The 11573-nt window shown below is 67.3% G+C and carries 9 protein-coding genes; 4 read left to right on the top strand and 5 right to left on the bottom strand.

Features of this window, described 5'->3' with window-relative positions; all coding sequences use genetic code 11:
* Positions 1–113 precede the first annotated feature (113 nt).
* Positions 114–2231 (top strand): TonB-dependent siderophore receptor, encoded by a 2118-nt coding sequence (locus tag ACUTR7_RS20010; RefSeq protein ID WP_202760287.1) that lies wholly within the window; start codon positions 114–116, stop codon positions 2229–2231.
* A gap of 90 nt (positions 2232–2321) precedes the next feature.
* On the opposite strand, the gene ACUTR7_RS20005 is transcribed toward ACUTR7_RS20010, so the two are convergent.
* From ACUTR7_RS20005 to glmS, 3 genes are all read right to left on the bottom strand, one after another.
* Positions 2322–3368 carry a hypothetical protein gene (locus ACUTR7_RS20005; protein ID WP_063328508.1) on the bottom strand — a complete coding sequence of 349 codons (1047 nt, stop codon included), beginning with the start codon at positions 3366–3368 and terminating at the stop codon, positions 2322–2324.
* Between the two features lie 345 nt (positions 3369–3713).
* A complete protein-coding gene (locus ACUTR7_RS20000; protein WP_016448437.1) occupies positions 3714–3872 on the bottom strand; it encodes a hypothetical protein in 159 nt (52 codons plus the stop codon).
* Between the two features lie 257 nt (positions 3873–4129).
* Positions 4130–6049 (bottom strand): glutamine--fructose-6-phosphate transaminase (isomerizing), encoded by a 1920-nt coding sequence (glmS, locus tag ACUTR7_RS19995; protein ID WP_013800458.1) that lies wholly within the window; start codon positions 6047–6049, stop codon positions 4130–4132.
* A gap of 137 nt (positions 6050–6186) precedes the next feature.
* Here glmS and ACUTR7_RS19990 point away from each other — a divergent pair, with 137 nt between their 5' ends.
* The gene (locus ACUTR7_RS19990) at positions 6187–6702 is read left to right on the top strand and encodes an Lrp/AsnC family transcriptional regulator (protein ID WP_097205653.1); all 516 of its coding nucleotides are present in this window, start codon (positions 6187–6189) and stop codon (positions 6700–6702) included.
* 217 nt (positions 6703–6919) lie between these two features.
* Positions 6920–8080 carry a diguanylate cyclase gene (locus ACUTR7_RS19985; RefSeq protein ID WP_445609634.1) on the top strand — a complete coding sequence of 387 codons (1161 nt, stop codon included), beginning with the start codon at positions 6920–6922 and terminating at the stop codon, positions 8078–8080.
* Positions 8081–8105: 25 nt separating this feature from the next.
* On the opposite strand, the gene ACUTR7_RS19980 is transcribed toward ACUTR7_RS19985, so the two are convergent.
* Together ACUTR7_RS19980 and glmU are read right to left on the bottom strand one after the other, a co-directional pair.
* On the bottom strand, positions 8106–8966 hold the full coding sequence (locus ACUTR7_RS19980; RefSeq protein WP_445609633.1) for a sensor histidine kinase: 861 nt from the start codon (positions 8964–8966) through the stop codon (positions 8106–8108).
* 94 nt (positions 8967–9060) lie between these two features.
* Positions 9061–10491 (bottom strand): bifunctional UDP-N-acetylglucosamine diphosphorylase/glucosamine-1-phosphate N-acetyltransferase GlmU, encoded by a 1431-nt coding sequence (gene glmU / locus ACUTR7_RS19975; RefSeq protein ID WP_445609632.1) that lies wholly within the window; start codon positions 10489–10491, stop codon positions 9061–9063.
* Between the two features lie 104 nt (positions 10492–10595).
* On the opposite strand from glmU, the gene ACUTR7_RS19970 reads away from it, so the two are divergent.
* Positions 10596–11570: a LysR substrate-binding domain-containing protein gene (locus tag ACUTR7_RS19970; protein WP_012207701.1), complete on the top strand. Its 975-nt coding sequence runs from the start codon at positions 10596–10598 to the stop codon at positions 11568–11570.
* Positions 11571–11573: the final 3 nt, after the last annotated feature.

Genomic DNA, 11573 nt, shown 5'->3' with positions numbered 1-11573 from the left:
GCGATGCCGCGCATCACGCATCACGCATCACCTCCATGAACTTATCTCCCCGCTTATCGCCTCGCCGAACGCCCCGCCAAACGCTTTTTTCCTCTATTGACTGGCCATTGCGCATGCCTTCCTCCTTCCATACCCTCCCCGCCATTGCCGGCATGCCCCGCTCCTGCCTGTGCCTTGCCCTGGCTGCCATCCCCGTGATGGCCTTCTCCCAGGCCGCCGACGCACCGTCCACGCAACTGGAAACCGTGCAGATCCAGGCCGAGAAGCAGCAGAACAACGAAGACAACTTCGTCGCCCGCAAAACCACGGGCGTGCTGCGCTCCGATGCGCCGCTGTTCGAGACCGCGCAGTCCATCAGCGTGGTGACCCAGCGGCAGATCGAGGAAAAACAGGTCAGGTCCGTGGCCGAGGCGCTGGAGAGCGTGGCCGGCGTGGCGTCCGGCTCGTACGGCCGGCGCGGCTGGGATGACTTCATCATCCGCGGCCAGATCTCCAGCGCGCAAACCTATGTGGACGGCCTGCGGGCGCAGACCTCCACCAATGTGCTGCGCTCCGAGGACATCTTCGGCATCGGCTCCATCGAAGTGGTCAAGGGCCCCACCTCGGTGGGCTTCGGCCTGGCCCTGCCGGGCGGCCTGGTCAACCTGACCACCAAGCGCCCGCAGGCCGAGTCGTTCTCGCGCGCCGGCATCAGCGTGGGCAGCTATGGATTGAAGGAGGCCAACTTCGACCTGAACTACTCGCCCGACGCAAGCCGCAAGGGCGCCTTTCGCATCGTGGGCCGCGCGTCCGACCAGAACGATCCCACGGACTACGTCTACTTCAAGAACCAGTACCTGGCGGGCTCGTACAACTTCGACCTGGACGGCAGGAACGAGCTGTCCGTCATCGCCAGCTACCAGCACCGCAACTACATCCGCAACCAGGGCATTCCGCAGAACTACGAGAAGTACGGGCGCAATGTCTTCATCGGCGAACCCGACCGCAGCTACGAGGTGGACTCCTACCGCCTGGGCGCCAACTACGCGCACTACTTCGACAACGAATGGGTGTTCCGCCAGAACTTCGCGCTCACCAAGGGCAGCAGCCTGAGCAACTCGGTCTTTGCGGCGGCCAATGCCAGGTTTCCCCTGGTGGCGCGCCAGATCAACTACCAGGACAAGCAGGACGTCAACATCGCCCTGGACAACTACCTGCAGCGCAACTTCCGATTCGACCGCGTGAACTACGAGCTGACCGCCGGCATCGACATGATGCGAGAGCGCAGCGACTACTACCAGCGCGTGGACAACATCAACCCCTTCAACGCCGACAACCCGGTCTATGGCGTCACCTCCATCAAGGAGGGCAAGCCCTCTCACAACCTGACCTACAGCCAGTACGTGGGCCTGTACCTGCGCAACACCATCAAGATCGACGAGAAATGGATCGTCGGCCTGAATGGCCGCCATGACTGGACGCGCGTGGAAATCCAGGACAGGCTGGCCGGCGGCTCGGTCAGCAACAGCAACACCGCCTTCACGGGCAGCGCCTCGCTGATGTACCAGGCCAGCGAGTTCCTGGCACCCTACGTCAGCTACTCCACCTCCTTCATGCCCGTGACGGATGCCGGCATCAACGGCACGCTGCTCAATCCCGAGGAAGGCAAGCAGACCGAGCTGGGCGTGAAATTCCAGGCCCTGGACCGGCGCGTGCAAGGCTATCTGGCGGTGTATGACCTGCGGCGCAAGAACGTCACCGAGAACGACGCCACCCTGGGCTACGCCGTCCAGACCGGCGAGCAGACCACCAAGGGTTTCGAAGCGGAAGTCGTCGCCTCGCTGACGCGGCAATGGAATGTCTCGGCCGCCTACAGCTACATCCCCTCGGCCCGGACCTCCCAAAGCCTGACGGCCAGCGAAATCGGCAAGCGCATCAACCATGTGCCCAAGAACGCGGGCTCCGTCTTCACGCAGTACTACTTCAACCCCGACCGCCTGGGCTGGAACATGGGCGCAGGCCTGCGCATGCAGGGCGCCCGCACGGCGCAGCGCGGCACGGCCTTCGTCAACCTGGCCAAGTACACCCTGCTCGACCTGAACCTGGGCTATGAAGCGAAGTCATGGGGCCTGAGCCTGGCCATCAAGAACCTGCTGGACAAGGACTACGTCCAGGGCACCACGCCGAACGCGCAACTGCTGAGCTTCGGCAGCCCGCGCACGCTGATGGTGAGTGCCAGGTTCAAGTACTGAGGCTGGCTGGCTCCTTCAAGCATGCGAGCCTTTCAGCGAAGGTGCGCAACCCGGCGCCGCCGATAGGCGGGCGCCGGCTGCGCCCCGGCTTCATGGCCCCTTGCGCAGCGAGATCGGCGTGCCCCACACCGGGTCGGCCGCGCCCTGGCGGCCCAGCGTGGTGACCTGCATGGGCACCAGGCGTGCCATCAGCTTTTCCTGCTCGGCGTTGAGATTGGCGCGCGTGGCCAGATAGTTGCGCGTGAACTCCATGGGCGGCGGCAGTGTGTGGACGGTGAAGTCTTCCAGCGGGCATTCCACCTTCTCGGCCGCCACCTTGCGGCAGCCGGCCTGGCGGAACTGGTAGCTGGGCGTCTTCAGGTGCGAACGCTGGCTCAGCACCAGTTGGCCGCCCTCCAGCGTGAAGCTGGCCAGCGCCTGCCTGGGCGGCACGCGCACCTGGACCTTGAGTGCGGGAATGTCGCGCGAATCCGTGTCCTGGTAGTAGCCCGCCGCCATGCCCGGCGTGCTGTCGGTGACCATGCGCTCGCCCCAGGCCACGCAATTGCCAGAGGCGCGGTGAACCGTGGTGCAGTACTTCTCGATCCGGCTTTGCGAGTGCGTCGTGCCCTCCTTCCAGTTCATCTCGGTATAGAACTGGCGATAGGTTTCCGGCGACAACGTGGCCGTTCCAAGGGTGCCGCGGCCTGCGCCGGTGGCCCCGGCCTTGGCGCCCAGCTGGTCAAGCTGGGCATTGAGCCGGTAGTCGTCACCCCCCGTCATCAGGTACTTGCCCGGCGGCAGCACATGGACCTCGAAGGCCTTGAACAGATAGGTGGTCTTGGGGTCGCGCTGCAGCGCGTTGTTCTGGAACTTGCGGCCAAACACGATCTCCGGCTTGTCCTCATGGGTCCAGACCACGTTGGGAGTCCACTTCGACATGCCATCGGCGTCGGCCAGCGACTTGTGCGGCGTCAGATCAGCCACCAGCACCACGGCCATGTTGGCCTTCAAGGCTTCGCTGATCACCCACAGCGTCTTTGCCTGCTCCGCTTCCTCCTTCTCGAGCTGCCCGCTGGAAGGCGGCGCGGCACACCCTGACAATCCCAGGGCGAGCACCAGGGTCGGCAAAACGAAGCAGGGGCGCTGCAGTGTCATCGTTGAAATCCTTGGGGGTTGATGCTGGAAAGGCGTCATTTTGCGGGGAGATCTCCGGCGGCCCCGGCCAGGGGCAGGCCCTCGACACGGAAAAGCCGCCCGAAGGCGGCCGGTTCCAGGGAGCGCTGCACCAGCGCTGGCTGCGATCAATCAGCGTTGCTGTGGCTGGCGCAAAGGCTGCCCTTGTTGGCGGACGTTCGCCTTGCACTGCATCTGGCTGTAGTTCCTGTCCGTGATGGGTTGCCCCATCTGCATGGGAACATGGACCGGATGCCGCGGGCCTCTCGTGGGAAGAAGCTGTTTCATGGTTCCATCCTCACGTCAAACGGAACGCCGCCCAGCCCGTCAGCGGGGCTGATTGGGCTGCTGCTGGCCTGGCTGGTTCTGGCCAGGTTGCTTGTGCTGGGGGTTGTCCTGCTGCTGCTGTCCCGGGTTTTGCTGGTTCGGGTTCTGCTGCTGCGGGTTGTTTTGCTGCTGCTGTTGCTGGTCGTTTTGCTGAGCCATGGGTATCTCCTTCACATGGTGGTCAAAGAGGCGCGTCAAACGAAGCGCCCGACTGCAGCGCAGATATGCACTGCGCTGGTAACCAGTGTGGGACCAGGCATGCGGCTCAGCCGTAGGACCGGCCAGAGCGTGCGCAGCCCCATGTTGCGACACCGCAGGTAGGCCAGCCGCCGGGTGTCCGACGGACATTTCGCACAGGGGCAACGAAGGACCAGGGCAGGTCACGACCTGCGCCCTGCTGCCCCCGGCCCTTTGCCTCACTCCACCGTCACGCTCTTGGCCAGGTTGCGCGGCTTGTCCACGTCGGTGCCGCGTGCGCAGGCCGTGTGGTAGGCCAGCAGCTGCAGCGGGACCACGTGCAGGATGGGGCTCAGGGCGCCGTAGTTCTCGGGCATGCGGATGACGTGCATGCCTTCGCTGCTTTCGATGTTGGTCTTGGCATCGGCCAGCACGTAGAGCACGCCGCCGCGCGCGCGCACTTCCTGCATGTTGCTCTTGAGCTTTTCCAGCAGCTCGTCGTTGGGCGCGACCGTGACCACGGGCATGGCGCTGTCCACCAGGGCCAGCGGGCCGTGCTTGAGCTCGCCCGCCGGATAGGCCTCGGCGTGGATGTAGCTGATTTCCTTGAGCTTGAGCGCGCCTTCCAGCGCAATCGGGTAGTGGATGCCACGGCCCAGGAAGAGCGCGTTCTCACGCTTGGCGAAGTCCTCGGACCAGCTGATGACCTGGGGCTCCAGCGCCAGCACCGATTGCAGGGCCACGGGCAGGTGGCGCATGGCGGCCAGGTACTGCTGCTCCTTTTCCTCGCTCAGGCGTCCTTGCGACTGCGCCAGGGCCAGGGTCAGCAGGAACAGGCCCGCCAGCTGGGTGGTGAAGGCCTTGGTGGAGGCCACGCCGATCTCCACGCCGGCGCGCGTGATGTAGGCCAGCTCGCATTCGCGCACCATGGCGCTGGTGGCCACGTTGCAGACGGTCAGCGTGTGCTTCATGCCCAGGCTCTGCGCGTGGCGCAGCGCGGCCAGGGTGTCGGCGGTCTCGCCCGACTGGCTGATGGTGACGACCAGGGTCTTGGGATGGGGAACGCTGGTGCGGTAGCGGTACTCGCTGGCCACTTCCACGCTGCAGGGCAGGCCGGCCAGCGCTTCGATCCAGTACTTGGCCGTGCAGCCGCTGTAGTAGCTGGTGCCGCAGGCCAGGATGAGCACGCGGTCGATTTCCTTGAACACGCGCCAGGCCGAGGTGCCGGCCTTGCCGTCCGAGCCCGCGCCGTCGAACAGCTCGGGCACGATGGCCTGCACGCCTTCCAGCGTGTCGGCAATGGCGCGCGGCTGCTCGAAGATTTCCTTTTGCATGTAGTGGCGGTAGGGCCCCAGCTCGGCCGCGCCGCTGTGGGCGTGCACGGTGCGTACGGGGCGCTGCTCGGGCGCCAGGCGCTCGCCGCCCTTGCCCACCAGCCAGTAGCGGCCGGGCTGCAGGTCCACGATGTCGCCCTCTTCCAGGTAGACGATCTGGTCGGTCACGCCGGCCAGGGCCATGGCGTCGCTGGCCAGGAAGTGTTCGGCGCCGTCCTGGCCCACGCCCAGGATCAGCGGCGAGCCGGCGCGCGAGCCGACCACGCGCTGCGGTTCGTCCTTGTGCATGACGGCGATGGCGAAGGCGCCATGCAGCCGCTGCGTGGCGGCCTGCACGGCCTCGAACAGGTCGCCGCCGTAGAGGCTGTCCACCAGGTGGGCGATGACCTCGGTATCGGTCTGGCTGGCGAAGACATAGCCCTTGGACTGCAGCTCGGCGCGCAGGGCTTCGTAGTTTTCGATGATGCCGTTGTGCACCAGGGCCACGCGGGCCGGCTGGTCGGTGTCGGCCACGGGCGAGACGCCGGGGCCGTGGCTGAAATGCGGATGGGCGTTGCGCACGGCCGGCTCGCCATGCGTGGCCCAGCGGGTATGGGCAATGCCGGTGTGGCCGATGACCTTGTCCTGCTGCACCTGGGCCATGAGTTCGGCCACGCGCGCCGTGGAACGGGCGCGCTGCAGGCCCTGGCTGTGCACGCCCTGGGCGTCCAGCGCCTGCACGGCCACGCCGCAGGAGTCATAGCCGCGATATTCCAGGCGCTGCAGGCCCTGGACGAGGACGGGGACGATATCGCGGAAGGAAACCGCTGCGACGATGCCACACATGGACAAGCTCCTTGTTTCGAGATGACGACGGATGCTACGCAGGTTGAAAAGAAATTTCTCGCCAAATTTCTTTGTCTATTGAACTAATATTTCATCAAAACCAGCGCAAGAAATATTATTTCAATTCATAGAATTCAATGACACAAAATTCCATAGAACTGGACGCCATCGATCTGCGTTTGCTGCAATTGCTGCAGGTTGATGCCAGCCGCAGCAACCAGGCCCTGGCCGCGCTGCTGCAGCTGTCGCCGCCCACCTGCCTGCGCCGCGTGCGGCGGTTGCAGGAGACCGGGCTGATCGAGCGGCAGGTGGCCATCCTCCAGCCGGAACGCCTGGCCGCCGCCCTGGGCCACGGGCTGCAGGCCATCGTGGAAGTCTCGCTGGACCGCCAGGACAGTGATTCGCTGGACAGCTTCGAGCGCCGCGCCGTGGCGCTGGACGCCGTGCAGCAGTGCTGGCGCGTGTCGGCCGGGCCTGATTTCATCCTCGTGGTGGCCGCGCCCGACATGCCGGCCTACCTGGAGTTGAGCCGCGCGCTATTCACGGGCGACGCCAACGTGCGCAATGTCAAGAGTTTTTTCAGCGTCAAGCGCGCCAAGTTTTCCACCGCCATGCCGCTGCCATCCACAAATCCCGGAACAGCCGCCGAATGAGGCCAGGAGCCTTGATTTTGTGAGTATTTGTGCTCATCAGGAAGCTACGCTGCATCGGGCCCGCGTAGGACAAGAGGCCTGCAATGTGTCCCGAACGCCAACTTTGGGCAACGTTAAACTTTAAGGCGTTGCGCACGCACGGGGACAATGATACAAATTGATGCAACAACACTTTCTGACGCGCTAGGCAATCGGCGCGCACTCGGCTCGCACCGCCATGTCCTTGCGCCAGCGCATCCATCGCCGAACCTACCCCTTGCGCGTCTCCAGCATGGCATTGGGCGGCCTCGTCGTGGGCACGGCCATGACCGAGATGGGCGCCAGCCCGGCGGTCTGGGGCTTTGTGCTGGTGAGCGCCCTGGTCTGGCCGCACATCGCCTTTTTGCACGCCCGCCACAGCCGTGACAGCCACCGCGCCGAACACGCCAATCTGCAGATAGACGCGCTGATCATCGGCAGCTGGATTCCCGTGATGCATTTCTGCGCATTGCCCAGCATTGCGCTGCTGGCCATCAGCATTGCCGACCGCAACCACACGGCTACGCGCGACGGCTGGCTGCAATCGCTGGTGGCCACCTTGCTGGCCGCCGCGCTGGTGGCCCTGCTGCTGCGGCCCGCGCCCGACTGGGAGGCCAGCCTGGCCGTGCAGCTGAGCATGCTGCCCCTGCTCCTGCTGCACAGCGTGTTCTCCAGCTGGTCCACGCGCCAGCTGGTGCGCAAGCTGGCGCGCCAGAACGTGAAGCTGCAGGTGCTCAGCCGCATCGACCCGCTGACCACGCTGTACAGCCGGGACTACTGGTGGCAAAAGGCCCGCGCCGCGCTGCGCGACTACCGGCAGACGCAGGCCTCGGCCTGCCTGCTGATCGTGGACATAGACCACTTCAAGCGCATCAACGACAGCTTTGGCCACACCGTGGGCGACGAGGTGCTGCAGGCCATAGGCCTGACCATCCGGCACTGCCTGCGCTCGCACGACGCGGCGGGCCGTTATGGCGGCGACGAGTTCGCCGTGCTGTGCATGCACACCCAGCTGGACGACGCCTATGCGGTGGCGCTGCGCATACGCAACCAGTTGAGCCAGCTGCGCGTGCGCGAGCATCCCCAGCTGCGCGTGAGCGCCAGCATTGGCGTGGCGGCGGCGGACCCGAGTTTTCTGTCGGTCAAGGACTGGATCAATGCGGCCGACAGCGCGCTCTACAGCGCCAAGGATGCCGGGCGCGACCAGGTGATTCCCGCCGCGCCGCTGATGGCCGGCAGCGCGCCTGCCCGAGCGGGAACAGGCTCGGACACAGACCCCGATACTGGCTCCGACACGGGCCCGGACACCAGGGACTCCCGCCACACGCACCAGCCCGAGCCGGACGACACGCTGATCTGAGGGCAGGCGCCAGCGGCAGGCGGTCTCAGAGCCCGCGATCGGCGCGCCGCACTTCGCCGCCGGGCCAGTTCAGGCAAACGCAGCAGCCGCCCGCGGGCGTGGCGCGGATGGTGGCCTCGCCGCCGTGGCGGCGCATCACGCCGCGCACCAGGGCCAGGCCCGTGCCCAGGCCGGGGAACTCGGATTCGCGGTGCATGCGCTGGAAGATGCCAAACAGCGCTCCCGCACGCGAGGGGTCGAACCCCACGCCGTTGTCCGTCACGCTGAGCGTGATGCCGCCGTCGGCATGGCGCTCCACATCGATGGCAATGCGCGGCTGGTCCACGGGCCGGGTGAACTTGACGGCGTTGTCCAGCAGCGCCTCCAGCACCTGGCGCAGCAGGGCCGCGTCGGCACGCACGGCGGGACTTTGCTGCGGCAGGCTCCATTGCAGCCGCGCCGCAGCGCCGCAGGCCGCCCAGCGCGGCTGCGCCAGCACCGCCGTGCGCGCCTGCTCCAGCAGCTCCTGCAAGGCGACGGGCTGCCACTGCATGGGCGTGCGCGCGGCGCGCGACAGGGCCAGCAGGCCGTCGAGCATGCCGCCCATGCGGCGCGCCGACTGGTCCATGGTCTGCAGGAAGCCGTGCGCCTCCTGCAGCTCCTGCGGCGAAGGCGCGGCCTGCGACAGCAGCTCATCGACCAGGGGGCCGAAGGACAGCACATGGCGCAGCGGCGCGCGCAGGTCGTGCGACACCGCATGCAGCCATTCCTGCTGCGCGGCGCGCAGGGCCTGCAGTTCCTGCTCGCGCTGGGCCAGGCGCTCCAGCGCATCCTGCAACGTGCGGGGAGGGCCCTGCAGGTCGGCGGCGGGGTCGGGGGGCGGATGGGGTGCGAAAGGTTCCGTCATGGCATGGACAGGGTCAGGAGATTCGGCAAATCGGCGTACCCCGTACGGGACCCGCCGGCGATGCGGGCCCTCGAGCCCACGTGTCTCGGAAGTCTCAGGACTTGGGCAGTTTGACTGGGCGCTTCCAGCTGGTGATGCTCACCTGCCTGCCCCGCGATACCGTGAGCACGCCGGGCTCGGTGCTCTTGGTGACCGTGGAGCCGCCGCCCACCGTGCCACCCGCGCCAATGGTGATGGGCGCCACCAGCACGCAATTGCTGCCGATATGCACGTCGGCCTCGATCACCGTGCGGTGCTTGTTCACGCCGTCATAGTTGGCCGTGATGGAGCCGGCGCCGTAGTTGACGCGCTCGCCCACCGTGGCATCGCCCAGGTAGGCCAGGTGGTTGGCCTTGGCACCATCGGCCAGCACGGAGTTCTTGACCTCGACGAAGTTGCCGATGTGCACTTCGCGGCCCAGTTGCGCTCCGGGGCGCAGGCGCGCAAACGGGCCGACCAGGGCGCCCTCGCCCACGCTGACGCCGGCCTTCTCGCCATCGACATGCGTGTACGGATGGAGGACGGCGCCCGCCGCAATCGTGGCGTTGGCAATGCTGCAATAGGCGCCGATGCGCGCACCTTCGCCAATCTCCACATGGCCGCTGAAGATGCAGCCCACGTCGATCTCCACATCCTGCCCGCAGGCCAGGCGTGCGGCGCGGCCCGTGCGCGGGTCGTCGCGCAGGTCAAAGCGCGCGGGGTCGGCCAGGCGCACGCCCTGCTCCATCAGCGTGCGGGCCTGGGCGCCCTGGTGGGCGCGCTCCAGCTCGGCCAGTTGCAGCGGACTGTTGACGCCCGCCACCTGCACCGGGTCGGCAATGCAGTGCGCGACCACGGGCACCCCGTCGGCCACGGCCATGGCGACCACGTCGGTCAGGTAGTACTCGCCCTGGGCGTTGTCATTGGTCAGGCGGGCCAGCCAGCCGGCCAGGTGGCGGGCCGGCACGGCCATGATGCCGCTGTAGATTTCCTGGATGGCGCGCTGGGCGTCATTGGCATCCTTTTGCTCGACGATGCGCTGCACCGTGCCGTCTTCGCCGCGCACGATGCGGCCATATCCCGTGGGATCGGGCAGGCGCACGGTCAGCAGCGCCAGCCGCTGGCCATCGGCCGCATCGACCAGGGCGCGCAGCGTGTCGGCCTGCGTCAGCGGCACATCGCCCGAGAGCACGATGACCATGCCGTCGCCCGCCAGCGCGGGCACGGCCTGCTGCACCGCGTGGCCCGTGCCCAGCTGCGGCTCCTGGCGCACGAACTTCAGCGCCATGGAGCCGCCCTGGCAGGCCGCCGCCATGGCGGGCTCCACCTGGTCCGCGCCGTGGCCCGTGACCACCACGGCCGAGCGCGCATCCAGCTGCGCCGCCGTGGACAGCACATGGCCCAGCAACGGGCGCCCCGCCAGGCGCTGCAGGACTTTGGGAAGGCGGCTTTTCATGCGCGTGCCCTTGCCCGCGGCCATGATGACGAGATCCAGAGGTGCTGTCATAGGTGATTCATCCAAAACGCCAGAACCTGTGCCGGCAACGCCGCCGATTATCTGCCCGCCAAGGGCTGCGGCCGGTCACACGATTGACGTATGCTGGCGGCGCCATGCCCCATGCCACCACTGCACCCGTTCCCCTGCTGCGCACACGCGCCATCGGAGCCGGCCATCTGCGTGCCTTCCTGGCCGTGGCCCGGCACCTGAATTTCCGCGCGGCCGCCGACGAGCTGTCGCTGACGCAGTCGGCCGTGAGCCGCCAGATCCAGTCGCTGGAGGATGAAGTCGGCGTGCCGCTGTTCCTGCGCCACACGCGCGCCGTGGAGCTGACCGGGGCCGGCGCCCAGTTGCTACGCTCGGTGGCGCCCGCGCTGGAGCAGATCGACGCCTCGGTGCGCCAGATCCGCCAGACCGTGGGCCGCAAGAGCGTGGCTATCACCACCTGGGCCAGCTTTGCCGCCATGTGGCTGATCCCGCGCCTGGAGTCCTTCCAGCGCGCCTGGCCCGATATCGACATCCGCATCGACACCAGCGACACCGTGATGGACCTGGATACCACCGACGTGGACCTGGCCCTGCGCTACGGCCGCGCGGGCGACGGCTGGCCCCAGGCGCAGCGCCTGTTCGGCGAACAGCTGGCCGTGGTGGCCAGCCCGCGCCTGCTGGCCGGCGGCCCGCCGCTCAGGACGCCGGCCGATGCCGCGCGCTACACGCTGATCGAGACCGGCGACGCCCACCGCATGCCCCAGCTGGAATGGCTGGGCTGGCAGCGCTGGTTCGGCGTGCAGGGCTGCGACCAGCTGCAGCCGCCGCGCTGGCTGTACTTCAACTACGCCCACCAGATCGTGCAGGCCGCCCTGGCCGGCCAGGGCCTGGCGATTGCGCGGCTGCCGCTGGTGGCCGATGCGCTGGCGGCTGGCGACCTGGTCGAGGTGCTGCCCGCGCACCGGCTGGAATCGCCGCTGGCCTACTGGCTGATCGTGGGCCCGCGCAGCGCCGCGCGTCCCGAGGTGGCCGCCTTCTGCCGGTGGCTGCAGGAGCAGGCCGAGGTCACGCGCGAAACCGTCGAATCGCCCCCGGCATGAAAA

Source organism: Delftia sp. NA_296.1 (assembly GCF_052692095.1).
The sequence above is the reverse complement of the archived record's forward strand: the minus strand, read 5'-3'. Positions and strand labels throughout refer to the sequence as shown.

What these genes read in the sequence shown, in the direction of transcription:
- ACUTR7_RS20010 (WP_202760287.1), top strand. Translation starts at nt 114, where the DNA reads ATGCCTTCCTCCTTCCATACCCTCCCCGCCATTGCCGGCATGCCCCGC.
- ACUTR7_RS20005 (WP_063328508.1), bottom strand. Translation starts at nt 3,368, where the DNA reads ATGACACTGCAGCGCCCCTGCTTCGTTTTGCCGACCCTGGTGCTCGCC.
- ACUTR7_RS20000 (WP_016448437.1), bottom strand. Translation starts at nt 3,872, where the DNA reads ATGGCTCAGCAAAACGACCAGCAACAGCAGCAGCAAAACAACCCGCAG.
- glmS (WP_013800458.1), bottom strand. Translation starts at nt 6,049, where the DNA reads ATGTGTGGCATCGTCGCAGCGGTTTCCTTCCGCGATATCGTCCCCGTC.
- ACUTR7_RS19990 (WP_097205653.1), top strand. Translation starts at nt 6,187, where the DNA reads ATGACACAAAATTCCATAGAACTGGACGCCATCGATCTGCGTTTGCTG.
- ACUTR7_RS19985 (WP_445609634.1), top strand. Translation starts at nt 6,920, where the DNA reads ATGTCCTTGCGCCAGCGCATCCATCGCCGAACCTACCCCTTGCGCGTC.
- ACUTR7_RS19980 (WP_445609633.1), bottom strand. Translation starts at nt 8,966, where the DNA reads ATGACGGAACCTTTCGCACCCCATCCGCCCCCCGACCCCGCCGCCGAC.
- glmU (WP_445609632.1), bottom strand. Translation starts at nt 10,491, where the DNA reads ATGACAGCACCTCTGGATCTCGTCATCATGGCCGCGGGCAAGGGCACG.
- ACUTR7_RS19970 (WP_012207701.1), top strand. Translation starts at nt 10,596, where the DNA reads ATGCCCCATGCCACCACTGCACCCGTTCCCCTGCTGCGCACACGCGCC.